The sequence below is a fragment of the Streptomyces sp. NBC_01241 genome (assembly GCF_041435435.1).
GTDB lineage: Bacteria > Actinomycetota > Actinomycetes > Streptomycetales > Streptomycetaceae > Streptomyces.
This window is the reverse complement of record NZ_CP108494.1, coordinates 7,612,053-7,636,450: the sequence shown is the minus strand read 5'-3', so window position 1 is coordinate 7,636,450 and position 24,398 is coordinate 7,612,053. Positions and strand designations below refer to the sequence as shown.

General features: G+C 71.1%; 20 protein-coding genes. 7 read left to right on the top strand and 13 right to left on the bottom strand.

Annotated elements, in window-relative coordinates; all coding sequences use genetic code 11:
* Nucleotides 1-6: 6 nt before the first annotated feature.
* The 3 genes from thrS to OG306_RS34665 all read right to left on the bottom strand — a co-directional run bounded on the left by thrS (nucleotide 7) and on the right by OG306_RS34665 (nucleotide 3,677).
* A complete protein-coding gene (thrS, locus tag OG306_RS34675; protein ID WP_266750227.1) occupies nucleotides 7-1,221 on the bottom strand; it encodes a threonine--tRNA ligase in 1,215 nt (404 codons plus the stop codon).
* A gap of 222 nt (nucleotides 1,222-1,443) precedes the next feature.
* A complete protein-coding gene (locus OG306_RS34670) occupies nucleotides 1,444-1,950 on the bottom strand; it encodes a MarR family winged helix-turn-helix transcriptional regulator (protein WP_266750225.1) in 507 nt (168 codons plus the stop codon).
* A complete protein-coding gene (locus tag OG306_RS34665; protein ID WP_266750223.1) occupies nucleotides 1,947-3,677 on the bottom strand; it encodes an FUSC family protein in 1,731 nt (576 codons plus the stop codon). Before OG306_RS34665 ends, OG306_RS34670 begins: the two co-directional genes overlap by 4 nt.
* Before the next feature lie 201 nt (nucleotides 3,678-3,878).
* Between OG306_RS34665 and OG306_RS34660 the strand changes: the two genes are divergently transcribed.
* On the top strand, nucleotides 3,879-4,646 hold the full coding sequence (locus tag OG306_RS34660) for a VOC family protein (protein ID WP_266750221.1): 768 nt from the start codon (nucleotides 3,879-3,881) through the stop codon (nucleotides 4,644-4,646).
* Nucleotides 4,647-4,968: 322 nt separating this feature from the next.
* Nucleotides 4,969-6,366, top strand: coding sequence for a 3-carboxy-cis,cis-muconate cycloisomerase (gene pcaB / locus OG306_RS34655; protein WP_266750219.1), 1,398 nt, complete (start codon nucleotides 4,969-4,971; stop codon nucleotides 6,364-6,366).
* 289 nt (nucleotides 6,367-6,655) lie between these two features.
* On the opposite strand, the gene OG306_RS34650 is transcribed toward pcaB, so the two are convergent.
* Together OG306_RS34650 and OG306_RS34645 are read right to left on the bottom strand one after the other, a co-directional pair.
* The gene (locus OG306_RS34650; RefSeq protein ID WP_266750218.1) at nucleotides 6,656-7,858 is read right to left on the bottom strand and encodes an amidohydrolase; all 1,203 of its coding nucleotides are present in this window, start codon (nucleotides 7,856-7,858) and stop codon (nucleotides 6,656-6,658) included.
* 55 nt (nucleotides 7,859-7,913) lie between these two features.
* Nucleotides 7,914-8,639: a GntR family transcriptional regulator gene (locus OG306_RS34645; protein WP_266750216.1), complete on the bottom strand. Its 726-nt coding sequence runs from the start codon at nucleotides 8,637-8,639 to the stop codon at nucleotides 7,914-7,916.
* Nucleotides 8,640-8,865: 226 nt separating this feature from the next.
* Between OG306_RS34645 and OG306_RS34640 the strand changes: the two genes are divergently transcribed.
* The gene (locus OG306_RS34640; protein ID WP_266750215.1) at nucleotides 8,866-10,374 is read left to right on the top strand and encodes an APC family permease; all 1,509 of its coding nucleotides are present in this window, start codon (nucleotides 8,866-8,868) and stop codon (nucleotides 10,372-10,374) included.
* A 53-nt stretch (nucleotides 10,375-10,427) separates the two neighbouring features.
* On the opposite strand, the gene OG306_RS34635 is transcribed toward OG306_RS34640, so the two are convergent.
* Both OG306_RS34635 and OG306_RS34630 read right to left on the bottom strand, forming a co-directional pair.
* Complete coding sequence (locus tag OG306_RS34635; RefSeq protein WP_266750213.1) at nucleotides 10,428-11,036, bottom strand: GNAT family N-acetyltransferase; 609 nt, start codon at nucleotides 11,034-11,036, stop codon at nucleotides 10,428-10,430.
* A gap of 194 nt (nucleotides 11,037-11,230) precedes the next feature.
* Nucleotides 11,231-12,112, bottom strand: a complete 882-nt coding sequence (locus OG306_RS34630) for a phospholipid scramblase-related protein (protein ID WP_266750211.1) — start codon at nucleotides 12,110-12,112, stop codon at nucleotides 11,231-11,233.
* Between the two features lie 102 nt (nucleotides 12,113-12,214).
* Here OG306_RS34630 and OG306_RS34625 point away from each other — a divergent pair, with 102 nt between their 5' ends.
* Nucleotides 12,215-12,439 (top strand): hypothetical protein, encoded by a 225-nt coding sequence (locus OG306_RS34625; protein ID WP_266750209.1) that lies wholly within the window; start codon nucleotides 12,215-12,217, stop codon nucleotides 12,437-12,439.
* Nucleotides 12,440-12,603: 164 nt separating this feature from the next.
* Here the strand turns inward: OG306_RS34625 and OG306_RS34620 are convergent, their stop codons facing one another.
* From OG306_RS34620 to OG306_RS34595, 6 genes are all read right to left on the bottom strand, one after another.
* Complete coding sequence (locus OG306_RS34620; RefSeq protein WP_371666292.1) at nucleotides 12,604-13,776, bottom strand: RNA-guided endonuclease InsQ/TnpB family protein; 1,173 nt, start codon at nucleotides 13,774-13,776, stop codon at nucleotides 12,604-12,606.
* 292 nt (nucleotides 13,777-14,068) lie between these two features.
* A complete protein-coding gene (locus OG306_RS34615) occupies nucleotides 14,069-16,369 on the bottom strand; it encodes a DUF4838 domain-containing protein (protein ID WP_266750207.1) in 2,301 nt (766 codons plus the stop codon).
* Nucleotides 16,366-17,397 (bottom strand): aliphatic sulfonate ABC transporter substrate-binding protein, encoded by a 1,032-nt coding sequence (locus OG306_RS34610; protein WP_266750205.1) that lies wholly within the window; start codon nucleotides 17,395-17,397, stop codon nucleotides 16,366-16,368. Before OG306_RS34610 ends, OG306_RS34615 begins: the two co-directional genes overlap by 4 nt.
* Entirely contained in the window at nucleotides 17,394-18,176 is a 783-nt protein-coding gene (locus OG306_RS34605; RefSeq protein ID WP_266750203.1) for an ABC transporter ATP-binding protein, read from the bottom strand. Before OG306_RS34605 ends, OG306_RS34610 begins: the two co-directional genes overlap by 4 nt.
* Before the next feature lie 2 nt (nucleotides 18,177-18,178).
* The gene (locus OG306_RS34600; RefSeq protein ID WP_266750201.1) at nucleotides 18,179-19,024 is read right to left on the bottom strand and encodes an ABC transporter permease; all 846 of its coding nucleotides are present in this window, start codon (nucleotides 19,022-19,024) and stop codon (nucleotides 18,179-18,181) included.
* On the bottom strand, nucleotides 19,021-20,538 hold the full coding sequence (locus OG306_RS34595) for a sulfatase-like hydrolase/transferase (RefSeq protein ID WP_266750200.1): 1,518 nt from the start codon (nucleotides 20,536-20,538) through the stop codon (nucleotides 19,021-19,023). Before OG306_RS34595 ends, OG306_RS34600 begins: the two co-directional genes overlap by 4 nt.
* A gap of 210 nt (nucleotides 20,539-20,748) precedes the next feature.
* Between OG306_RS34595 and OG306_RS34590 the strand changes: the two genes are divergently transcribed.
* The 3 genes from OG306_RS34590 to OG306_RS34580 are packed head-to-tail and all read left to right on the top strand — an operon-like array spanning nucleotide 20,749 to nucleotide 24,352.
* Nucleotides 20,749-21,996, top strand: a complete 1,248-nt coding sequence (locus tag OG306_RS34590; RefSeq protein WP_266750198.1) for an ROK family transcriptional regulator — start codon at nucleotides 20,749-20,751, stop codon at nucleotides 21,994-21,996.
* Nucleotides 21,993-23,057 carry a formylglycine-generating enzyme family protein gene (locus OG306_RS34585; RefSeq protein WP_371666054.1) on the top strand — a complete coding sequence of 355 codons (1,065 nt, stop codon included), beginning with the start codon at nucleotides 21,993-21,995 and terminating at the stop codon, nucleotides 23,055-23,057. The genes OG306_RS34590 and OG306_RS34585 overlap by 4 nt, the downstream gene beginning before the upstream one ends.
* Before the next feature lie 47 nt (nucleotides 23,058-23,104).
* On the top strand, nucleotides 23,105-24,352 hold the full coding sequence (locus OG306_RS34580; protein ID WP_266750196.1) for an ROK family protein: 1,248 nt from the start codon (nucleotides 23,105-23,107) through the stop codon (nucleotides 24,350-24,352).
* Nucleotides 24,353-24,398: the final 46 nt, after the last annotated feature.

The window sequence follows — 24,398 nt, the reverse complement described above, 5'->3', positions numbered from 1 at the left end:
GCCCTCCTAGTTCCAGAGGTCGGTGCTGTGGGCGTCGATGAGGGTGGTGATGCGGGCGAGGACCTCATCGGCGGGCCGCGGGTCGTGCCGGCGTCCGTCGCGCAGGCGCAGGGCGACCTGGTCGTCGGCGGCTTCCCTGGCACCGATGACGGCCTGGTAGGGCACCAGGCGGGCTTCCCGGATGCGGGCTCCCAGGGTGCCGCGTTCCGGTCCGGCGATCTCGGCCCGCAGCCCGAGGGCGGTGCAGCGCCTGGCGAACGCCTCGGCGTCCGGCAGTTCGGCTTCGGAGACCGGGAGAATCGCCAGCTGGGTGGGGGCGAGCCAGGCAGGGAAGGCCCCGCCGTGCTCCTCGATGAGGTGGGCGACGGCGCGCTCCACGCTGCCGATGATGCTGCGGTGGATCATCACCGGCCGGTGTTTCGCGCCGTCCGCACCGATGTAGTGCAGGTCGAACCGGGCCGGCTGGTGGAAGTCGACCTGAATGGTGGAGAGGGTGAACTCCCGGCCGGCGCTGTCGACGAGCTGGACATCGATCTTGGGGCCGTAGAAAGCGGCTTCCCCCTCGGCCGCCTCGTAGGGCAGTCCGGAGCGGTCGAGGACGTCAGTCAGCAGGGCGGTGGACCGCTGCCACAGTTCGGGGGCGGCGACATACTTCCCGCCGGGTCCCGGGAGGGAGAGCCGGTAGCGGGCCGGGCCGATGCCCAGTGCCCCGTACGCCCGGCGGATCAGTTCCAGCGCGTCCCGTGCCTCCTCGGCGGCCTGGTCCAGGGTGCAGAAGATGTGCGCGTCATTCAGCTGGATGGCCCTCACCCGGGTCAGTCCGCCGAGCACCCCGGAGAGTTCGGAGCGGTACATGCCTCCCAACTCGGCCATGCGCAAGGGAAGTTCGCGATAGCTGTGGGAGCGGGAGCGGTACATGAGCGCGTGGTGCGGACACAGACTGGGCCGGAGCACGACCTGCTCCCCGCCCACCTCCATCGGCGGGAACATGTCGTCGCTGTAGTGCGACCAGTGCCCGGAGATCTCGTACAGCTCCCGCTTGCCGACCACCGGTGAGTACACGTGCCGGTAGCCCGCCCGCCGCTCGGCGGTGCGGATGTACTCCTCCAGGGTGTGCCGTACGACAGCACCGTCGGGCAACCAGTACGGCAGCCCGGCGCCGATCAGCGGATCGGTGTCGAACAGGTCCAGCTCGCGGCCGAGCTTGCGGTGGTCGTGCATGGCGGTCTCCTCGCGGTCGTCGGGCGGGTGACCGCAGGGCGAAGCCCCGGGGCACTCGCCCCGGGGCTTCGGACTGAACAGCTGTCAGCGCGCCGGGACACTCTCCGGCGTCGTCGTCATGGCAGCGCGCTTCATGCGGGGAACGTTAGCAGCGACGTACCGATGTCGCGCGGGATTTTTCGCCGGGGCCGCCCGGCCCCCGGTTCGGCACCGGTCACCGGTTCAGCGTCCGGCACCGCCGATACGCCCCTCCAACTGCACCAGCAACTCGCTGAGCTGAGCGCTGAGTCGGCTGCGGGCCTGCTCGTCGAGACCGGACAGCACCGTGCGTTCGTACGCCAGCTGGCGCGGCAGCAGCCGATCGACCATCTCGCGTCCCTCCTCGGTGAGGCGGACATGGGCGACGCGCCGGTCGCGGACGTCGCTGCGGCGCTCGACGAGGCCCCGTTCCTGAAGGACCCGCAGGCGCTTGGTGACGGCGGCACCGGAGGAGAACGTCTCCCTGGCCAGCTCGCCGGGGGTGAGCTCGCGGTCGGTACGGCGTACCGCGCCGAGCAGGTCGAACTCGGCGCGGGTCAGGCCGGCGGCGCGCAACGGGGCGTCCTCCGCCTGCTGGAGCAGGGCCGCGCAGCGGTTGATGCGGCCGATGAGTTCCATCGGTCCGGTGTCCAGCTCCGGGTTGACGGCCTGCCACTGCCGTACCACCGAGGCGACGATGTCGTCGGTCACACCGCTCCGTTCTCCTGGGCGGGGGCGATCAGCCCCTGCCGCTTTGCTGTCGCCGCGAGCGTACGGTGTCCGGCCTGCTCGGCTGCAAGGACCTGCTCCTGGGGACGGGCGCGCTGCCACCATTCGCCCGCCGCGGTGTCATGGGCTTCGCGCAGCTCGACGAGCGAACCGGTCAGCCTGCGACGGGCGGCGTCGAGGGCGGCGGGCGTGGGCTGCGGGGCGGCCAGCGCGTGCACGGCGTGGGCACGCGCCCGATCGGTGGCGGTGAGGGCCTTCTCCAGGTGACCGGTGGCCCGGCGGTTCGTCACCAGCACGGCGGCAAGCAGGCCCACCGCGGCGCCGATCACGGTGTCCAGGACCCGGTCTCCGATGAGCTCACCGGCCGGTTGGGTGCCGCCGAATTCCAGGACCAGCAGGGCCATCGGGGTGACGGCGATGGAGCCGAGCCAGTAGTTGCGGGTGATCAGGGCCTCGGCCGCGAAGCCGAAGAGCAGGCAGAAGCCGATGAGGGCCAGGGGGCCGGTGCGGCTGACCGGGAGGACGGCGGCGAAGACGAGGACGCCGAGCAGATTTCCGAGGGTCCGCTGGAGGGCTCGGTTCCAGGTCAGGGTCACATTGGCCTGGTAGAGAGAGGCCGCGGTGACGATCGCCCAGTAGGGGCGGCCGACACCGGCCGCCTGGGAGACGTATCCGGCGAGGGCGCAGCCGATGAGCGCGCGGGCGCCGATGGGCAGTAGCGGGGAGCCCGGGGCGAGGCTGCGCAGCAGTGTGCGGCGGGCGTCGCGGCGGCCTTCGGTGCGCCGGGCGGCCCGTTCGGCCTCGGTGCCGAACAGTTGCTCCGCCGCACCCGGGGCGGTCGGCGCGGTGGGGACGGGTCCGCGGGCACGGGTCTGCCCGGCCCAGGCGCGCAGCCGGTCCGGATCGACGGCCGTGGTGGGGGCGGCGGCGGAGAGGGGGCCGCCCGGGAAGTCGCCGAGGACGCCGCCGGCGAGGACGGCTTCGGCGTGGACGACGAGGCGTTCGAGCGCCCGGCGTACGGGGGTGGGGCGTCCGGCGGCGAGCAGGGCCTGCCAGGCCGCGTGCACGGCGGCGACCGCGGCATGCCGGGTGCGGTGGCCGGGTGCAGTGACGTATGCCGCGGCCGCGTCGAGTGCGCGGGCGGTCGCCCGGCGCTCGGGGCCCTCCCTGCGGATCGCCGCGGGGCCGACCGCGACCAGCCAGGAGACCGCGCCCGCGGCCAGGGTCAGCGCGAGGTGGCCCGGGACCTGCCCGAGGTGCTGCGGGGCGAAGAGCGCGGCCGAGGTGATGAACGTGAAGATCAATGGTCCGGGCGGGCCGATGCGGGTGGCGTCGCAGAGCACCTTCTGTCCGGCCGCGAGGAGTGCGCCCACCGCGATCAGCACGGCGGTCGATCCGGTGAGCGAGGCCGCGACCAGGGATATCGCCAGGCCGATGACCATGGAGACGACGACTCCGGCGACGGCGCGGGCCCGGCGGGCGTACGGGAGGTTGTGGCCGTACAGCGCACAGAGCGAACCGGCCATCGTGTACATCACGAGGTCCAGTCGGTCCATGGCGAACAGCACCAGATCCGGTACGGCGGTGGCGACGACCACGCTCAGCGCCGGTTTGAACCACATGTCCGAGGGCCGGGCGAGGCGCAGGGGGGCCGCCAGCGGGAGTCTGCGGACGGAGGCCCGACGGGACCGGATGGTTGTATCACTCACCCAAACACTTTAGCAGGTATTACACCTGTAAAACATCACCCTCCTTCCGGCGCCCCTGCCGCACGACACCGATGGCTGACCTCTCCGCGAAGCAATAGCGTTCAGACACAAGGACAGAGAGTCACGCATCGGTACGTCCACGTATCCGGCCGTCCGCCCATCGGCCCGTCCACGCATCCGCCCGTCCATGGAGGAAACCGAATGAAGCTCACCGCACCGGTGCCCGGCGGTCCCTGCTGGGTCGAGCTGAGTACCCCCGACATCCCCGCGGCCAAGTCGTTCTACGCGGCACTCTTCGGGTGGCGCCCCGAGACCGACCCGCGCGAGGAGGCGGGCGGCTACACCATGGCGCACCTCGCGGACGCGCGCGTGGCCGCGCTCAGCCCCCTCTACCAGCCGGGACAGCCACCCGCCTGGACGATTGCGTTCGCGACCGAGGACACCGACGCCACGGTCGAAAAGGTGAGGTCGGCGGGCGGCTCGCTGCTGGTCGGCCCGATGGACGTGTTCGACCAGGGCAGGTTCGCGGTGGTCGCGGATCCGTCGGGCGCGGTGTTCTCGTTGTGGCAGGGGCGCGCCTTCGCCGGTGCCGAGCTGCTGAACGCCCCGGGCGCGCTCGGCTGGGTCGAACTCGTCACCCGACAGGCCGACTCGGCGCTCGCTTTCTATCCCGCGGTCTTCGGATGGACGGTGAACGCCCCTTCCGGGAGGTATCCGCAGTGGGGCGTGGCCGGCGAGGACTTCGGCGGCCTGCTGATCATGGACGACAGGTTCCCGCCGGAGGCGCAGCCGAGCTGGCTGCCCTACTTCGCCGTGCCGGACGTCGACGCGGCGGCGGCCACCGCGCAGGGGGCGGGCGGCGAGCTGCTGATGCCGCCGACGGACGTTCCGGTCGGGCCGCGGATCGCGGTGATCCGGGACCCGCAGGGCGCGGCGTTCGGCATCCACCGGGCGGGCGACGAAGGCTAGGAGGGTGCTGAAGATCTTGGCCGGGCTCCCGACGCCTGGCACGCACATCTGCGGCGTTGCCAAAACGACCTGATAGCTCCTTCCCCAAGCTCTCAACTGCGTTCGAGCAGGGGAGGCCCCATCTGAGGCCGCTTCGGCGCCTTGCAGCTGCACGCACCGGACGCCGCTCGCTGATCCGGCCGAGATCTTCAGCACCCTCCTGCGCCCCTCCCGGCGAGCATTGCCCCGTCGCGCCGCCCGGCACGCACGGACCCCGCGTATCCATCGGTTCGGCATCCGCCTGTCGGCGGGAACGGCGAACGGTCTTCCTGGAGTTCAGCTGATGTACGAGAGCGATGCCGGACTGCTCGCCCCCGGGCGGGCCGGCACCCCCGCCGAGGCGGCCACCAGCGACCGCGCCTTTCTGCAGGCGATGCTCGACGCCGAGGCCGCGCTCACCCGCGCCCAGGCCGGCTGCGGGCTCGCGCCCGCCGGGGCCGGGCGGGCGGTGACCGCGGCGGCGGCCGACGCGAGCCGGTTCGAGGTACGGAGCCTGGCGCTGCGCGCCCGTACGGACGGCAATCCGGTCATTCCGCTGGTCGCCGACCTGGCCGCCGCGGTGGAGCCCGATGTCGTCCCGTACGTGCACCGGGGCGCCACCAGCCAGGACATCCTCGATACGGCCGCCATGCTGGTCGCCGCGCGGACCCTGGCCCCGGTGCTCGACGATCTGGTGCGGGCCGCGGACGCGGTGGCCCGGCTGGCCGTCGCCCACCGCAACACCCCGATGGCCGGCCGTACGCTCACCCAGCACGCCGTGCCGACCACCTTCGGGCTGAAGGCGGCGGGGTGGCGTGCGCTGATCCTCGACGCACGGGACCGCCTGTCCGCCGTACGGGAGTCGCTTCCCGCACAACTCGGTGGCGCGGCAGGCACGTTGGCCGTCTTCGGCGCCTTCACGCCCGTGGGCGCAGCCGATGCCGGCGCCGAAGCGTCCGGCACCGTTGCCGCCGAGGACGACGGACCTGGGCTGCCCCTGCTCCAGGCATTCGCGAACGAACTCGGCCTGGCCGAACCGCTGTTGCCGTGGCACAACCTGCGGACCCCGATCGCGGACCTGGCGGGCGCGCTCGCCTTCACGGCCGGTGCGCTCGGCAAGCTGGCGGCCGACGTGCTCACCCTGTCCCGTACCGAGATCGGCGAGGTGACCGAGGGGCAGGGCGGTGGCTCGTCCACCATTCCGCAGAAGGCCAACCCGGTGCGTGCCACCCTCATCGTGGCGGCCGCTCGCCGCGCTCCGGGCCTGGCGGCGACGCTGTACGGCTCGCTCGTCGCCGAGGACGAGCGGCCGGCCGGGGCGTGGCACGCGGAATGGGAGCCGCTGCGCGAGCTGCTGCGGCTCGTCGGCGGGGCCGCGTACGCGGCGGCCGAACTCACCGACGGGCTGCGGGTCGTCCCGTACGCCATGCGGGAGAATCTCCAGCTCACCGACGGGCTGATCGTCGCGGAGCGGCTGGCCGCCGTGTTCGCCGAGCGGATCGGCCGCAAGCGTGCCAAGGAGGTTCTGGTGAACGCCGCCGCCCGGGCCCGCGCGGAGACCACGGATCTGGCCGACGTCCTCGCCGACGTGCTGGACGAGGAACCCGAACTCGCCGGTCTCGATCTGTCCGAACTGGCCGATCCCGCCCGCTACACCGGCTGCGCGGGTTCCCTCACCGACCGCGCCCTCGACCGCGGCTGACCGGCCCGGTGGACCCTGGGGTCTTTCGTGCGGCACGGTGCGAACGAGAGGCCCTGGCTAGTGCCCCTCCCGGCAAGCTTTGCCCCGTCGCGCCGCCCAGCACGCACTCCCCCAAGGCCTTGAGGGCCAGGGGGACCCCCTTCTGCGTTGGCCAAAAGCCCTGGTAGCTCCTTCCCCAAGCTCTCGACTTCGTTCAAGCAGGGGAGACGCCGTCCAAGGACTTCCGGCCGCCTTGCGATCGCACGCACTGGACGACGCTCCTTCCGGGCAAACATTGCCGGTCGCGGCACTAGATCAGCCGGCCCCCGCGGGCGATGACCCGGCCGGCCCGTACGACCATGGACGGAATCGGGCGGTCCACGACTGCCTCGGGCAGCGAACCGGCGGCTACCAGAACGAAGTCGGCCGGGTCTCCGGTCTCCAACCGGGAGGCGGGCAGACCGAGCAGGGAGGCGCCGCCCTGGGCCACCGCCTCGTAGCAGGCGGCGAGTTCGGCATCGGTGCGGGCATCCGTGCGGTAGGCGAGCAGATGGGCCCGGGCGAGCATGTCGCCGTCACCGAACGGCGTCCAGGCATCGCGCACGCCGTCCGAGCCGACGGCCACCCGCACGCCATGCGGGGTGAGCCGTGCGGGGTCCAGGACCGGGTCACCGCCCAGGGCACAGGTGACCAGGGAGACGCCGGCGCCGGCCAACCGCGCCGCCATGGCGTCGCGTTCGTCGCCCCCGAGCTCGGCCACGGCGAAGGCGTGGCCGAGGGTGACGCGTCCCTGCATCCCGGCAGCGACGGTACGCCGGGCGATCTCGGTGACCTGGCGCAGGCCGGCGGGCCCGCCATCGTGCAGGTGGATGTCGACCGGTACGCGCTTGCGGGCGGCCAGCCCGAACACGAAGTCCAACTGGCCGTCCATGTCGTCGTCGATGCCGATCGGGTCGAGGCCGCCGACGACGTCGGCCCCCTCGGACAGGGCCTGCTCCATGAGGTCGGCGGTGCCGGGCTCGCTCAATAGCCCGAGCTGGGGGAAGGCGACGATCTGGACGTCGAGGAGGTCCTTGCGGGCATCGGCCGCCGCCCGCACCCCGTGCACCCCGGAGAGGCCGTGGACGGGGGCGACATCCACATGGGCCCGCATGGCGCGGGTGCCACGGGCGATGGCCCGGTCCATGAGTGCCCCTGCCCGCTCCTCCACCGGAGTCGTGAAGGCTGTCCTGGCCCGGACATCGCCCTCGATCAGGTCACGGAGCGTCCCGGCGGGTTCGCGGCTCAGCCAGGGCCCGCCCCAGGTCGACTTGTCGGGGTGGATGTGCGCGTCGACGGGCGAGGGCAGGGCGAGGGCTCCCGCGGCGTCCACGGTCAGGCAGCCGTCGGGCAGCTCCGCCGGGTCGTACGCGGCGATCCGGCCGTCGGAGACCAGCAGGTCACAGGTGCGCCCGTCGAGGGACCGGACGGCGGTGAACAGGACATGGGGGCAGGCGGGGGCGGGCGTCGCCATGGGGCGGGGTCTCCTTATGTGGTGCGCGACGTCGTGCGCGGGATGGGCGCCTTGGTCAGGGCCGGTGCTGGGGATCGGGATCCGTGGGTTCATCGGTGGCGGCGGCGAGCATCTGCATCGCGGTCTCGCGCGTTCCGGCCACATGACGGCGGGCGATCTGCTCCGCCGCCTCCGCGTCGCCGCTCCTGATCGCCTCGTAGAGCAGTTCGTGCTCACCGCACATCACGGGAGCGTCGCCCGGCTCGGAGGTGAGGCTGAAGAGCCGGCGCAACCGGCCGTCGAGCGGCGCCATCAGGCCCTGGAGCAGCGGATTGCCGGACATGACGACGATCTGCTGATGGAAGTCTGCATGGACCGAGCTCAGTTCGCGGGTCCGGCGGGAGGAGTCCGCGACGCGGCGGGCGCGGTTCAGGAGTCTTTCCAGGGTGCGCAGGCCGTCCCGGTCGGCGCGCCGGGCGGCCAGCGAGGCCGCCAGCGCCTCCAGGTGTTCCCGGATGTCGAAGAAGTCCGCGGCCTCGACCGGGCCGAGCGGGGCGACGAACGCGCCCTTCCGTGCCAGCGCAGCGATGAATCCCTCGGTCTCCAGTCGCTGGATGGCTTCCCGTACGGGGATACGGGACACCCCCAGCTCGTCCGCGAGTTCCCGTTCGACGACCCGGTGCCCGGAGGGGTAGCGGCCGTCGATGATCCTCTCGCGCAGTTCCACATAGACCTGGTCGCGCAGCGACTGATGTGCCGCACCGATGGTGGCGGTGAGGCCGGCGGTTCGGCTGCTGCTCATGGACTCGCTCCCTGCCCGTCGGAGCCGGTCTCTTCCGGCTGCCGTGCCGTGATCATCGCAGATTCCGGAAAGGTTCCGTAGACCCTTGCTTGGTATTCGGTATACCAGATAGCTTGAGCGCCGCGCCCAATCCGGCCGCCCTGAACTGGTCTTTTCCACTGACCCATGCCTGATGCAGGCATCGGCTTCGGCGTCCAGCCGCCCGTTCGCACCTGAGGAACCACCGATGACGCAACCCTCGACGGCCGTCCCGCCGGCCGCCTCCCCCTCCTCCGACCTCCCGGATAGCGCCCCGCCGTCCGGCGGTTCGGCGGGGCGCCTCGCCAAGGGGCAGATCGGCACCTTCGATCTGGTCTTCTTCGTCGTGGCGGCGGCCGCGCCGCTCACCGTGCTGGCCGGTGTCGCGCCGTTCGCCATCGGCATCGGCGGTCCGGGCACCCCGCTCGGCTATCTCGTCTCCGGTGCACTGCTGGTGCTGTTCGCCGCCGGGTTCACCGCGATGAGCCGCTATGTACGCAACGCCGGAGCCTTCTACGCGTACGTCGCCCGGGGCCTCGGGCGGACGCTCGGCGTCGCCACCGCCTACCTGGCGACGCTCTCGTACAACCTCGTCGCCCCCGGTGTCGCCGCCGGGTTCGGCTACTTCGCCTCGACGACCCTGAGCGATCTCACCGGTGCGGAACTGCCCTGGTGGCCGCTGTCGACCCTCTGCGTACTGGGCACCGGGGTGCTGGGCTGGCTGCGGGTCACACTGAGCGCGAAGGTGCTGGGGGTTGCGCTGGTCCTGGAGGTCCTGGTGCTGCTGGTGATGGATGTCGGGGTGCTGGCGGACCGGGGCACCGACGCCCTGGACATCACGTCCTTCGATCCGTCCGTACTGGCCTCCTCCGGCGGCATGGCCGGGATGTTCGTCCTGGTCATCGGCGCGTTCACGGGCTTCGAGGCGACCGCGATCTACGCCGAGGAGGCCCGCAGCCCGGAGCGCACGGTGCCTCGCGCCACCTTCGTCGCGATCGGATTCCTGGCGCTGTTCTACGCCGCCGGGGTGTGGATCCTGATGGGCAGCTTCGGCACCGAGGAATCGGTCACGATGGCCCGGTCGTCGGACGGCCCGCAGTTGACGTTCCACGCGGCCGACCAGTTCGTCGGCCGGTGGCTCGCCGACTCCATGCATGTGCTGATCGTGGTCAGCGCGTTCGCCGCCACCCTCGCCTTCCACAATGCCGCGGCCCGCTACCTCTACGCTCTGGGCCGCGAGGGCCTGCTGCCGCGCCGGCTGGGCCGGGTGTCGCCCCGGCAGGGCTCACCGGTGACAGCAGTCGTCACACAGACCGTCTTCGGCCTTGTGATCGTGGTGGGCGGTGCGCTGATCGGCGCGGATCCGTACTTCGAGATCTTCCTGTGGACCAACAGCACCGGCGTCCTCGGCATCATGATCATGCAGGCGCTGGCAGCGCTCGCCGTCTGTTTCTTCTTCCGCCGTGACCGGTGCGGCATGTCGGTCTGGCGGGTCGCGGTCGCACCGCTGATCGCCTTCGCGGGTCTCGCGGTCCTGTCGGTGCTCGCGACGCTCCACTTCGATCTGCTCACCGGGCGCACGGGTGCGGTCAATGCGGCGCTGCTGGTGCCGCTGCCTGTGGTGCTCGTGGCCGGGTTCGTGGTGGCCCTGCGCATCCGCCGCACCGACCCCGAGCGGTATGCGCGGCTCACCGAGGTGGACGTCGAACGGGACTGAACGGCGCCACTCCACGGGGACGACGCGAACGGCCGGCACCGCCTCCGTCGCGGTCAGCCGTTCGCGTCGTCCCCGCGGAGCCTGGCGTGCAGATGCATGTCGTGCCAGCCGTCGGCGTGCAGATGGGAGTGGCGCCGGGTGCCCTCCAGGGCGAAGCCCGTCTTGCCCGCCACCCGGCAGGACGCCTCGTTCCGCACGGAGTGCGCGAGTTCGAGCCGCTCGAACCCGATCTCATCGAAGGCCCAGCGTGCGAGCGCCGACACGGCCCGGGGCGCCACGCCCCGTCCGCGGGCGGCCGGCAGTACCCAATAGGAGCATTCCGCCAGGCCGATCGCCGGCACCAGGGAACGGAGCGAGACCCGGCCGAGCACCTCCCCGGTCCCGTTGCTCGCTCCCTCGGGACGTACGACGGCCCAGTGGGCGCCGGTCTCGCTGTACCAGGCGTCCTGCCACTGCTCGATCCAGTCGCGCGCCTCGTCCTCGGTTTCGGCCCGGCGCAGATGCCAGTGCTGGATCGCCGGATCGGAGAAGGCAGCGACGATTGTCGGTGCGTCCTCGCACCGCCACGGCCGCAGAAGCAGGTCGTCGGTGACAGCAAGAGCCGGTTGGGCGGAGTCCGCGAGACGCCCCGGCGGGATGAGGGGCGGCACCAGGTACGGCATGGGCGCATCATCGCACGGCGGCGAACCCCTTTCAGGTCCGTCCGCCTGCCCCGTCCGCCTCCCTTGCGCGGCAGATCATGCAAGGGAGCACGCACATGACGAGGTACCGGGCGCACCCGCCCATCAGGCGGGTACCCGAGCCCGTCTCCATCAGACGCGTACCCGCCCGCCCCCACCAGGCGCGCGCCCGTCCCTCAGCCGAGGCCGCGGGCGTCCTGCTTGAGGGCGGTGTCCACCGTCAGGGCCGTGGCCACGACGAGACTCAGCAGCGGCTCGGGCAACTGGTAGTGGATCTGCAGCACATAGTTGTCCGCCGTGGTGAACAGCGTCTTCGCGAGGCCTTCCCAGGTCTTGGTGATCCGGGCTATCTCGGCGTCGTTGTGGTCGACGATCGCGAAGTTCCAGGCACGCCAGTTCTCCGCCTTGATCGCGCCGATCTGCCGGCCGTCGGCCATGATCGCGAAGTTGATCTTGCCGATGGCGTTCTGCTGGACGATCTCGCCGACCGGCTGCCCGTCGGGGCGCTGCACGATGACCTTGGACTTGATGAACTTCGCCGGGCGGGTCAGCAGGAGCTGCGGCTGACCGTAGGCGTCCCGGATCTCCAGGCGGTGGGTCAGGTACTGGTCGATGCTGGTGAGGAAACGCAGCACCTTGCGCAGGGCGCTCTGGCCGACCTGGACGACCGAGCCGATGGTGTTGCCGTGCTGGTCGAAGACGCTGTACTCGTTCGTCACCTCGATCAGCTTGGCCTTCTGGTTCACGACCAGGACCTGCTGGTTGAAGAGCGAACCGGCGCCGGGAGCACCGCCCTGCCCGGGAACCCCACCCTGCCGGGAGGGGACCGCCGCCTGCTGGTGGGCGGCCTGCTGATGGTGCGGGGCGGCCTGCTGCGGCGGCACCTGCGCGGGTGCCTGGGCCTGCGCGGGGCTCGCCTGGGCCGCGGCCTGGGGCTGCTGCCCGGCGGCCGGGTTGGTGTGCTCGGTCCACTGGGAACCGTCCCAGTAGCGCAGCAGCTGGGGCGCGCCGTGCGGATCCGGATACCAGCCCGCAGATACGTTCGAGTGCGTTGTCACCGGGGCACACTATCTTGCGGCTCCGACAACGGAGGCCCCGTTCCGCACATCCGTGGCTCCCAACCCTCGTTGAAACTTCACACACCACGTACGATGGCGGCGATGAACACGCTGAGCGATCGGACGCACCGACGACGGCAGGGCGCCCACGCCTCGGCCGTTCTCGGCCTGCTGTTCGTCCTGCTCGCCATGGTCTCGTGCTGTTCGATCGCGTTCCCGGGTTCGGCCGCGCACCACCGGAGCACCCACACCGCGGCCGTCGACCGGACCCTGACACCCGCGCACCCCGTGGCCGTACGGACCGTGGTGGCCGACGCCCCGGGGTGACGATTCGCTGATACCGGGCATGGCGACCGACACCGAGCTGGACGCGCTGTGGACGGCGAAGGGCAAGGACGCCGAGGTGAGGTACGTCAACGACCCGGGACCGGAGTCCAGGGTTTGCTGCTCGGGTCATCGATGGCTTCGATGGGTCCGGCTGCGTCCAGCTCTCACGCGATCAGCGTGAGGGCAGGGGCCGTTGACTCGACCCCGCAGACCCACACGTACCACCCTCGGTGGGCGATGTTGTGGGACGAGTTGTGGTCCGCGTGCTCAACGAAGCCACAGGACCGGCAGGCAAACACGGCCTGGGAAGGCCGGTTGCCGCGTTCGACGTGATGACACTGCGAGCATTCCTGGCTGGTGTACGCCGCATCGACATACACCACCGGCACCCCGGCCCGCCGGGCCTTGTAGCCGATGAACGCGCCGAGCTGGGCGAACGGCCAGGAGTGGAGCGTGGTGCGTTGGGGCTTTCTCAGCCGGACCCGCTCCCGGATACCGCCCAGGTCCTCCAGGGCGATCCCGCGACCGGTGCGTGCAGCCTCCGCCACGATCCGCTTCGCAATTTTGTGGTTGATGTCCTTGTTGCGGCGGGCCTCGCGACCCGTGCACTTCTTCGCCCGCCGCTTCGCGGACTTCGTGCCCTTCTTCTGCAGCTTGGAACGCAGAGCCCGGTCCTTGGCCCGCCTGCGGTTGATCCGGCGCCCGGAGTACTTGGCACCGTCACTCGTGGCGGCGATGTTCACGATCCCGAGATCCACCCCGATGAAGGAGACCGGGTGCGCGTTCGGTTCGGCCTCGGGGATCTCGCAGGTCGCGAGCAGATACCACTGCCCGCCCTCACACAGCAGGTCGGACTCGCCCTGCCGGTGCCGGGCCAGGACCTCCAACTGGTCTGCCATTCCGGTGAAGGCCACGTTCTTCATACGCCCGCCGGTGGTCCAGATCGACACCGTACGCGCCTCGTGCTGCCAGGACAGCATCCGGTCGTCGTACGGCTGGGCCGCCTGGGCCCGGAAGACGACCGGCTTGCCCGAAGCCCGGGAATGACGCTTCGAGCAGGGCCTGCCGTAACGGCCGTTACGGAGCTTCGCCGCCAGGGTGGTGTAGGCATCGCAGGTCTTCTTGATCGCATGCTGGGCGGCCTGCGCCCCAAGACCCCACCGGGCCTTGATCTCCCGGTACGTCAGCCTGCGCAGCGGCAGGTTCTTGCAGACACCCTCGTCGAACGCCACCTGCGCGGCCCAGGTCGCGGCCTCGTTGCAGGCAGTCAGGGTCGCCTCAAGCACCGACGCCTGCGCGGGCGTCGGCAGCAGCTTGACCCGCACCACCAGCTTCACAACCACGGACCCTAGTGCGCCAATCGCACGAACCAGCCGGGCCCGTACACCTTCCGCCCGAACCGGCGACCCATAGTCCACACGTTCGCCTCCGGCGCCCACCGCCTTGCCCGGCTCTGCCGGCCGGCTATGCGGACACTCCGCGCCCGCAGGCGCGACGCTGCGGCGCTCCGCCACCCGCCAAGGACGCGATTCCTCCCGGGACTGAAGCCCCGGGGTTCCTCGCGAGAATCCGCTGAAGCTGATGACGACGCACCACCACACGGATGCAGAGATGGCGCCGCCGCACCGGTCATGACACGGCGACCTCCACCTGCGCGGGGACCAGCGCGGTCCCGTCCGGCAGCCGGAAGTCCAGCGTGATCCGCTGCGCACCGGTCGCCGCCCGGGCGGTGGCGCGCACCGTCACCCTGGCGGCCGCGCCCCGGGTTCCGTGCACCTTCAGCGTGCCGCTCGCCGGTTCCAGCACCACGCCCTCGGGCGCGGTCGCCGCCCAGTGGACGGTGTGACCGGTGAAGTCGACGTCCTGTGCCTCGACATCGAGCGCCGCGGCATCACCGTCCCGTACCAGCGCGAGGAATCCCGGGTCGCCGAATCCGGCGGCGGGACTCGCATAGCTGTCGACGACGTCCTGGCGGATCCTGGCGTCGTCGTACGGCGACTGCCCGGCCGGACCGTTCCAGCGCCACCAGGCCTGCATGTTGGGCAGGCAGACGCCGTTGAACCGGTTGCGGTGCACGAGCGCCCGGTACTCCCGGCGGGCCGCGTCGAGTTCGGCACTGTTCGCCGGTGCCAGACCGATGCGCATGTCGGCCAGCGCGATGTCGATGTTGCGGGTCAGCCGGTCCAGCACCGTGCGGGCGGCGGCTCCCTTCGCCTGACCGGTGGCTTCCTGGAGCGCGTTGCGGGCCTGGCCGTAGTTGTCGGTGAGCCGGGTGACCGCGTGGGTGTCCGGGTCGAGGCCGGTCAGGTCGTAGTAGCGGCGTACGGCGGTGAAGGCCTCCTCGCCGAAGCGTGCCAGGAGGTAGCCGTCGAGATACGCGTCGGCGTCCAGGCTGTTGTCCCAGGCCAGCGCGGCAACGAGGCTCTGGACGGGTTCGTACGTGATCCAGTCGCCCGGTTCGCTGTACATGCCCATGCCGTTGAGACCGAGCCGGGACTCGAAAGCGACGTCGCCCGCGATGGTGGCGAGCGGACGCACCGGCAGGCTGCGCCAGCGGTAGCGCCGGTAGTACTCGTACATCACCAGCGAACCGCGGAATCCGGCCCGCCAGGCGCGCAACGCGTCGGCGAGCCCGGTGTTGGCCTTCACCGCGGGGTCGCCGAGATTCCCGTCGTAGTTACGGGAGTACGGGGCGAAGTCGACGATGACCTCGGGGTCGCATGCGTACTCCGGATCGGGCGGCCGGACGGTGGACGCGTACGCGATCCGTTCGACCCGGACGCCGGGCAGCTCCTCCCGCAGCACCTGGACGAGCTTGTTGACGACCACCGATTCCGCGTTGGCGGGTTTGCCGTACCGGTCGAGGATCGGTTTCTGGAACGCGCCGACGTCCGGGGGCCAGCAGTCGAAGACGGTGATCTCGGGACGGTCCCGCAGGAAGGTGACGACGCGGTCGATGTAGGCGTCGAGCGCCTCGGGGTTGTAGATGTCGAAGAGCGGCCCGCCGGACTCGTAGTACTGCGGGTAGTCGGCCTTCGGCAGGAAGCTGTCGTAGCCGTGGCCGCCGGTCTCGATGCGGATGCCGCGCTTGGTGGCCTCGCGGGTGAGGACGGTGCGCACTCCGTCGTACGTGGTGACGCCGAGGCCCAGGTAGTCCGTCGGGTAGACGAAGGTGTTGAGCCGGTTCTTCGCCATCCAGTCGAGCAGCGGCGGCAGGCTGGCTTCCGTGTGGCTGAAGCCCTCCTCGGCGTACTGCCGGCGCATCTGCCAGTCGGGCCTGTCGGTGCGGCGCACGGGCGGAAGGGTGAGGGCCGGGGTGTGCGGGATCTGCTCGCCGTGGCCCTCGTACGCGGGGAAGGACGGGGCGAAGAACCGTACGCCGAGCCGTTCCAGGAGCGCGTAGACGGCGTAGAGCGGGGCCCGGTCGCCGAGCCCGGTCAGCAGCAGGTGGGTGTTGTCGCCGAGCAGGGTGAAGGAGTCCTCGGGGGCGCCGGAGAGTTCCCGGCCCGCGTCCGCGAGCCGGCTCGCGGGGATCGTGGTCTCCCGGCCGGTGCCCGGGGCGAGGCTCACCAGGCCGGTGATGCCTTCGGGGACGGTGGTGCCGGGGGCGTGGTGCGCGGCGCGCAGCGGCAGACGGACACCGGTGATCCGCTGGACGTAGTCCCGCAGTTCGGTGGCGGCGAACCGCGCGCTGCCCTCTCCCCACCACAGGACCGTGGCCCGTGCGCGTCCGCCCGTGACGACACGGAGGGGGATGGCGGTGGCGGACGCCGGTCCGGCCGCCGCGGCCTCGGTGGCGGCGGTCCAGGGCAGTACGGCCGCGCCGGCGAGGCCGGCGGCTCCGGCGAGGAATCCCCGCCGTCTCATCGCGCTCATGGTGCTCAGGTCATGGGATGTGTTCGGGTCGTCCGTGGCGCTCATGTCGTTCATGTGTGGTCCGCCTTTCCGGCTTCGGCGTACAGGTCTCCGAGGTAGTAGTCCTTGGCCTTGCCTGCCTCGGGCAGCTTCTTCATCTGGACGAAGACATCGGCGAGTTCGTCGAACCAGCCGTCGACCGTGCCGTCCTGGCTGAGCTTCGTCAGCTCGGCGGACGGGAGGATCTTCACGTACTTCGTGGACCCCTTGAGCTGACCGGTGGGCAGCTTGAGGAAGTCGGCGGCGACGGTCTCCGACTCCTCCGGGTGTGCCGCGATCCAGTCACCGGCCTCCTTGAGGACCCCGGTCACCTTCTTGACGAGTTCCGGGTTTCCGGAGGCCAGCTTCGGCTGGGTGACGAAGACATTCGGGAAGGTCAGCTTGGGGTAGTAGTCCTGGGTCCGGCTGATCTCCTTGAGATCGGGGACCTTCTTCTTCATCGTGTCGATCAGCGGGTACCAGGTGGCGGCCGCGTCCACCTGGCCGGACGAGAAGGCCGTGACGACGGTCGAGGCGTCCATGGCGAACTTGGTGACGTCGCTCTGCTTCAGTCCGGCCTCGCGCAGCGCCAGGTTGAGGATCATGTCGCCGGAAGTGCCTTCGGCGACGGCGATCTTCTTGCCTTTGAGGTCGGCGGGCTTGTCGATGCCGGAGCCCGGCCGGGCGATGACCCGGTCGGCGAGGCCCAGCATGTTGACGGAGACGATCGAGGCGCGGCCGGAGGCGGGGAGCCAGAGCGCGCCGGGGCCGAGGTAGCCGAAGTCCAGGTTGCCGGAGCCGAGTGCCTGGACCTGGAGCGGGCCGTTGGTGAAGACCTTCAGCTCGGGGGTGATGCCCGCCTTCTTCCACAGGCCCTGCTTCTGGGCGACGGCGAGCGCCGCCGAGCCGCTGTAGTCGGCGATGTAGCCGAAGCGAACCCTGTGGCTGTCACCGCCCGAGGAGCCGGCGGACGAGTCGCCGCCGCATCCGGTGGTGGCGGGGACGAGGGCGAGGGCGAGGAGGAGGCCCGCCGTGCGACGGCCGATGACCCGGGTTTTCTTCACGACGCTGTTCCTTCGAGGGGAGCGGGCTGATGGTGGACGGCATGCCAGACCCGGGCGCGCAGCTCGGCGAACTCGGGCGAGAGGCGGTGTTCCTCGGTGCGCGGGTAGGGCAGCGTGACGGGGATGATCGTGTGGATGCGGCCCGGACGGGCGGCCATCACGACGACCCGGTTGGCGAGGAAGACCGCCTCGTCGACGTCGTGGGTGATGAACATGACGGTGCGCCGGTCGCGGCTCCAGGTGTCGAGCAGGGATTCCTGCATCCGGACCCGGGTCAGTGAGTCGAGGGCGCCGAAGGGTTCGTCCATGAGGAGGACCTTCGGGTCGACGGCGTAGGCGCGGGCGATGGCGCAGCGCTGCTTCATGCCGCCGGAGAGTGTCTTGGGCAGGGCGTCGGCGAAGTCGGTGAGGCCGACGAGTTCGATGACCTCGCGGGCGCGGCGGCGGCGTTCGGCCTTGCCGACTCCGGCGACCTTCAGTCCGTACTCGACGTTGGCGGTGACGGTCATCCAGGGGAAGAGCGCGTACTGCTGGAAGATGACGCCGCGTTCGGGGGCGGGTCCGCGGACGGGGACTCCGTCGACGGTGACGTCGCCGTCGGTCGCGTCCAGGAGGCCGGCCGCGATGTTCATCAGGGTGCTCTTGCCGCAGCCGGACGGGCCGACGACGGTGACGAACTCGCCGTCCTCGATGTCGAGTCCGACCCGGTCCAGGGCCAGGAACTCTCCGTCCTTGACGGTGAAGCCCCTTGATACGTCATGGAAGTTGATGGTGGGCATGGTTACCGCCGTTCCTGCCAGTGGGTGAGCCGGCGCTCGGCGAGGAGCAGCAGCCGGTCCATGACGAGGCCGATCGTTCCGATGGCGATGAGCTGGACGAAGATGGTGGGCAGGTCGTAGTAGAGCTGGGCCTGCTGCATGCGGAAGCCCAGTCCGCCCTGGGCCGCGATGAGTTCGGCCGCGACGACGGTCGCCCAGGAGGCGCCGAGGCCGATCCGCATGCCGACCAGGATGAACGGCGTGGACGCGGGAACGACGACGCCGAGGAAGACCTGTGGGTCGCGGGCGCCGAGCACCCTGGCCGCGTTGACGAGGGTGACGTCGACCGCGACGACGCCCTGGAAGGTGGAAACGACGGACGACAGGAACGATGCCAGGAAGATAACGAAGATCTTCGGGGTCTCGTCGATGCCCATGAGGACGATGGCGAGCGGGATGATCGCGAGCGGCGGCACCATGCGGAAGAACTGCAGCCAGGGTTCGATCAGCCGGCGGACGACCGGGTACCAGCCCATCAGGAAGCCGACAGGGATCGCGAGGGCGACGCCGAGGACATAGCCGATGAGGACGCGCTTCAGGCTGGCGCCCGCGTCGGCGAAGAGCGTGCCGTCGCCGATGAGAGTAATGGCCCGGCGGGCCACTTCGACGGGTCCCGGGAAGCCGTCGATGCCGCTGTTGGCGAGGACGAACCAGGCGGCCAGGCCGAGCGCGGCGGAGGCGAGGCCGAGCAGCACGGAGCTGAGCCGGCCGGCGGTGCGGGCCTTCTTCTTCGGGTACTTCACCGGTTTCGGGGTCTTCACCGGTGTGGCCGCGGCCGGGGCGGGGCCGGGCAGCAGTTTCTGTTTCATGCGACTTCCTCCGCGACTCCGTCGACGTCCGCCGCACGGTCCGAGCCGATGTCCGCCATGTAGCTCATCCAGGTGTAGGCCGGGTCGCCGCGGCGCAGCAGCTCGCGGTAGAGCCGCACGGTGAGGTCGCGCCGGACGTCCGCGTAGGCGGGTGCCTCGTACACGTTGTGCAGTTCGTGCGGGTCGGTCTCCAGGTCGTACAGCTCGTGCACGCTCTCCGGGTTGTGCACCAGCTTGTGGCGCCGGTCGCGGAGCATGCGCTGGGAGTAGGGGAAGTGGTGGCCGTGGAATTCGGCGACGATCTCGTCGCGGGTGTTTCCGACGGAGGGCTCGGAGTGATCGGCGGTCCCGGGGTTCTTGCCGTTCAGCAGCGGCAACAGGCTTTCGCCGTCGCAGAGTTCGGGTGCCGGCGCGCCCGCCAGGTCGAGGATGGTCGGGTTGAGGTCGATGAGGTTGGCGAAGTCGTCGTTGACCTGGGCGGGGGCGCCGGGGACCCGGGCGATCGCGGGGATCCGGTAGATGTCCTCGTACATCGCCGGGCCCTTGTCGTTGAGCCGGTGGGCGCCGGTGAACTCGCCGTGGTCGGCGGTGAAGAAGACCGCCGTGTCGTCCCAGAGCCCGTGCTCCCGGAGCGCCTCGGTCAGCCGCCCGGTCTGGTGGTCGATCATGGTGACGTAGCCCCAGTAGACGGCGATGAGCTTGCGCCAGGCGGCGGCGTCGAAGTCGTCCGAGGACCAGTACGCGCTGTACTGGCGCTGCACATCGGGCTTGCCCGCGAAGGTCTCGGCCATGGAGGCGGGCAGCGGCACGTCGTCGGGGTCGTACAGGTCGTAGTAGTGGTCGGGGATCAGATACGGCAGGTGGGGGCCGTACCAGTGGCACGACAGCATGAAGGGCGTGCCGCTCGCCTTCCAGTCGGCGGCGTAGCGGTCGAGCAGGGCGAGGGTCCGGTCGGTGAGGAACGCCTCGATGGTGGCCTCGACGGGCTGCTGGAGCCGGCCGGCGATGAGGTGGCCGCGTCCGGTGCCGTTGGCGGCGGTGCCGAAGACGGGTTCGCGCACGGCGAAGGGCGGGAAGCCATTGTCCTCCAGCCACTTCTCGTACGAGGGGTGGTGTACGGGGTTGAGCGCGCCGGGCAGGTGTTCGCCGTCCAGGCCGTAGAACTCGGGGCCGCGCTCGCGGCCGATGTGCCATTTGCCGGCGTGCCCGACTTGGTAGCCCCGGTCCATCAACTGGCGCCAGAGCATCGGGCTTTCGTCGGAGAGTTCGTCCTTGCTGCCGCCGTTGCGCTCGGGGTTGTTCAGCATGCCGTGGCGGAACGGGTGGAGGCCGGTGGCGAGTGAGGCCCGGGCGGGGGTGCAGATCGCGGTCGGCGTGTAGAAGCGGTCGAACCGGGTCCCCTCGGCCGCCAGGGCGTCCAGGGCCGGGGTGTCGACGAGTGGGTTGCCGTAACAGCCCAGGGTGTCGACCCGGTGCTGGTCGGTCATCAGGAACAGGACGTTGCGCGGAGCCACTGGCTGGTCGCCCTTTCGACGGGTCGCTCACGGTGGTGCTGCCGAGTGCCTGAGCACGTGCTCGGGCCGGTGCCGAAGCACGTGCTCGGGCAGGCAAGTGACCGGAACTGTAAGGACGGTGACTTTTTTACGTCAACCCTTGGGAATAAAAAGCATGTGAATTCTTCCGGCACGTTGACAGAAACACCTTGACCGATCGACCATGCGTCCATGACGGAACGCATCGATGCCTTGCAACGTCTGCGCAGGGCCAACGAAGCCGCCGTACTCGGTGAACTGCGCAGGTCGGGCGCGCTGAGCCGCGGCGAGCTCAAGGCAAGGGTCGGGCTCTCCCGCACCACCCTGTTCGCGATCGTCTCCGACCTGCTGGAACGCAAGGCCGTCGTCGAACAGCCGGCCCCCGACCCCGAGCATCCGCGCGGCCGGGGCAGGCCCGCCCTGGAGATCGCACTCAACGCACGCGGCGCCGAACTGATCGGCATCGACCTCCAGCGCCACCGGATCCATGTGGTCGTCGCCAACTGCGCCCATGACATCGTCGGCCGGTACAGCGTCCCCGTCCCGGCGGACAGCGGCGCCGCCGAACGGGCCGCGCAGGCCATCGCCGCCGTGGAGGAGCTGGTACGGCGCGAGAACATCAGCCTCGCTCCGGTCGAGGGCATCGGCCTCGGGCTCCCCGGATTCGTCCAGAATCCGGCCTCCGGCGACCCGCGCAATATGACACCTTTCGCCAGCCATGTCGCCGCCGAACTCGGCCGGCACTTCGACGCCCCCGTGCTCACCGACAACAACTCCAGGCTCGCCGCGCTCGCAGAGGTCACCTGGGGCGCGGCCCGCGGCCTCGACAACACCGTCTATCTGGGGTGGTCCCAGGGGGTCGGCGGGGGGCTCGTCGTCAACGGTCTGCTGGTGCGCGGCGCCCATGGCGCGGCCGGCGAGATCGGCCACACCAGTTGCGATCCGGAAGGAAAGCCCTGCCACTGCGGCGGCCGCGGCTGTCTGGAGGGCCTCATCAGCATTCCCGCTCTGCTCGCGGCCTGCGCCGACCGCGGCGTGGTGGTCGGGGAGGCCGAGGAGATGGTCGCGCTCGCCGCCGAGGGCCAGCCGGACGTCGCCGATGTGTTCCGTGGCGCGGCCCTCACCGCCGGGCGCGTCCTCGCGGCCCTTGCGGCACATGTCGACCCCGAATGCATCGTGATCTGTGGTGAACCGGCCTCCCTGGACGAACTCGTCCTCGCCCCGATCCGGGAACAGCTCGCCGCCCTCTCCCTCCCGTTCGCGCCCCGCACCGTCGAGGTGCGCGGTTCCGCGCTCGGCGGCGATGCGGCCGCGCTCGGCGGGGTGGCCCTGCTGCTGCGTACCACCGGCCAGGAACTGGCCGGGCTGCTCGACGACAGGCCCGTCCCCGGCGACGCCACCGAAGACGGCTCACCCCTCATCACCGGAGTGTCACGATGAGCGCATGCTGCGGACCGTCCCGGGCGCACGCGATGGCGCAGGCCGCTGCCCCGGCGGACTCCTCGCTCTCCGCCCCGCCGCCGGACGTCTCGCTCTGCCCTCCCCCGGCGGATGGCGCGCTCTGCCCTCCCCCGGCGGATGGCGCGCCCTGCCCTCCCCCGGCGGATTTCGCCGTCCCCGTACGCCGGTCACTCGACGTCCTTCGAGGCATGGTGGCCGTCCCCGGTGGCCCGTTCCTGATGGGCGGCGAGGACGAGGATGCGTTCACGGCCGACGGTGAGGGACCGGTACGGGAGGTCGCCGTCAGCCCGTTCCATATCGACGCGACGTGTGTGACCAATGCCCAGTTCGCCGTGTTCGTGAAGGCCACCGGCTACCGCACCGAGGCCGAACTCATCGGCTGGTCCTATGTGTTCGGCTCCTTCGTACCCCCGCAGGCACGGAAGGCGGTGCTGCCCGGCATCGTCCCCGGCGCCCCCTGGTGGCGAGCGGTGAGCGGTGCGTACTGGCGGGCGCCCGAGGGCCCGGGGACCTCGATCGGTGACCGCCGGAATCACCCCGTGGTCCACATGTCGTGGCACGACGCGGCGGCCTACGCCCGATGGGCCGGCAAGCGGCTGCCCACCGAGGCCGAGTGGGAGAAGGCGGCCCGTGGCGGACTCGTCCGGGCCCGCTTTCCCTGGGGCGACGAACTCACCCCCCGGGGCAGGCACCGCTGCAACATCTGGCAGGGCGACTTCCCTGTGCGCAACACCGGCGGGGACGGCTTCCTCTCCACCGCCCCCGTCAACTCCTACCCGCCCAACGGCTTCGGCCTGTACAACACCTCGGGCAATGTGTGGGAGTGGTGCGCCGACCGGTTCAGTGCCGACTGGCACATCGCCGACCGCCCGCAGACCCGCGTCGATCCCGTCGGCCCGCCGGTCGGCGGGAACCGGGTACTACGCGGCGGCTCCTACCTCTGTCACCGCTCCTACTGCACCCGCTACCGGGTCGCCGCCCGCACCTCCAACACCCCCGACAGCACGACGGGCCATGGCGGATTTCGCTGCGCGCTCTGAGCGGGCCGGAGGCATCGCACAGGGGATCGCATAGGCTCGGATCCAACATGAAGAGCAACCTCACACCGCTGGGACCCAAGGCCGACAAGGACACCGTACGCCGGAGCAACCTCAGCCTCGTGCTGCGGGCCGTCCGTGACGAGGTCGAGGGCGAAGCGACCAGGGCCGGGGTTGCCGCGCGGGTGGGACTGACCCGGGCCGCGGTGTCCTCGCTCGTCGAGCAGCTCCTCGACATCGGGTTCCTCACCGAGTCCGGCAAGACGTTCAGCGGGCAGGCGGGCCGCCCCGGGACCGCGCTCAAGGTGGCGCGCACGGGGCCCGCCGGGCTCGGCGTGGAGGTCAACATCGACTATGTGTCGGTGTGCGTCGTCGATCTGGCGGGCACCGGCCGGGTACGGCTCACCGAGCACCTGGACAACCGCGGCGCACCGCCCGCGGAGGTGCTGGCGCGGGCGGCCGGGATCGCGGCGCGCACCCTGGAGTCGGCCCGCGAGCAGGAACTGTTCCCGGTCGGGGTGACGCTCGCGCTTCCCGGTCTGGTCTCCGGCGGCGCGGTGCGCCAGGCACCCAACCTGGGCTGGAACCAGGTTCCCGCCGGGGAGCTCTTCGCCACTTCGCTCGCCGCCGAACGCCCCGGTCGCAAGGCGCTGCCGGTGAGTTCGGAGAACGAGGCCAATCTGGCGGCGCTGGCCGAGCTCTGGTTCGGCGGACTGGGCCCGATCCGCAGTTTCCTCTACCTGACGGGGGAGATCGGCGTAGGCGGCGCCCTGGTCATCGACGGTGAACTGCTGCGCGGAGCGCACGGGTTCGCCGGGGAGATCGGACACGTGGTGGTCGACTCGGAGGGACCGGAGTGCCGGTGCGGCTCGCGTGGCTGCCTGGAGCAGTACGCGGGACAGGCGGCGCTCCTGCGGGCCGCCGGGATCGAGGAGCCCGGCGGCGGTGCCGGAGTGGCCGAGCTCGAGCGGCGCGTCCGGGCCGGGGACGAGCGGGCGGTGGCCGCTGTCGCGGAGGCCGGCCGGATGCTGGGGCGGGTGCTGTCCGGGACGGTGAATCTGCTCGACCCGGACGCGGTGGTGCTCGGCGGGATCTACCGGAACCTGATGCCGTGGCTGTCCCCGCCCGCCAACGAGGAGCTGACCGGCCGCGTGGTGTCCGGGCTCTGGTCCCCGGGGAGCGGTCGGCTGCGCGCCTCCTCGGTCGCGGGTGACGCCGCGCGGGGCGCCGCGGCGCTGGTGATGACGGCGGTACTGGCCGACCCGGTGGCGTACGCGGGCGACCGGGCGCCCCACTGATCCACACGCACGCGGGCGACCGGGTCGTCGGCTGAACCACGCGAAC

Coding starts and splice junctions, on each gene's coding strand:
- OG306_RS34660 (WP_266750221.1), top strand. CDS start 3,879: ATGAAGCTCACCGCACCGGTGCCCGGCGGTCCCTGCTGGGTCGAGCTG.
- OG306_RS34625 (WP_266750209.1), top strand. CDS start 12,215: ATGAACACGCTGAGCGATCGGACGCACCGACGACGGCAGGGCGCCCAC.
- pcaB (WP_266750219.1), top strand. CDS start 4,969: ATGTACGAGAGCGATGCCGGACTGCTCGCCCCCGGGCGGGCCGGCACC.
- OG306_RS34650 (WP_266750218.1), bottom strand. CDS start 7,858: ATGGCGACGCCCGCCCCCGCCTGCCCCCATGTCCTGTTCACCGCCGTC.
- thrS (WP_266750227.1), bottom strand. CDS start 1,221: ATGCACGACCACCGCAAGCTCGGCCGCGAGCTGGACCTGTTCGACACC.
- OG306_RS34580 (WP_266750196.1), top strand. CDS start 23,105: ATGAAGAGCAACCTCACACCGCTGGGACCCAAGGCCGACAAGGACACC.
- OG306_RS34600 (WP_266750201.1), bottom strand. CDS start 19,024: ATGAAACAGAAACTGCTGCCCGGCCCCGCCCCGGCCGCGGCCACACCG.
- OG306_RS34615 (WP_266750207.1), bottom strand. CDS start 16,369: ATGAACGACATGAGCGCCACGGACGACCCGAACACATCCCATGACCTG.
- OG306_RS34635 (WP_266750213.1), bottom strand. CDS start 11,036: ATGCCGTACCTGGTGCCGCCCCTCATCCCGCCGGGGCGTCTCGCGGAC.
- OG306_RS34605 (WP_266750203.1), bottom strand. CDS start 18,176: ATGCCCACCATCAACTTCCATGACGTATCAAGGGGCTTCACCGTCAAG.
- OG306_RS34590 (WP_266750198.1), top strand. CDS start 20,749: ATGACGGAACGCATCGATGCCTTGCAACGTCTGCGCAGGGCCAACGAA.
- OG306_RS34640 (WP_266750215.1), top strand. CDS start 8,866: ATGACGCAACCCTCGACGGCCGTCCCGCCGGCCGCCTCCCCCTCCTCC.
- OG306_RS34585 (WP_371666054.1), top strand. CDS start 21,993: ATGAGCGCATGCTGCGGACCGTCCCGGGCGCACGCGATGGCGCAGGCC.
- OG306_RS34645 (WP_266750216.1), bottom strand. CDS start 8,639: ATGAGCAGCAGCCGAACCGCCGGCCTCACCGCCACCATCGGTGCGGCA.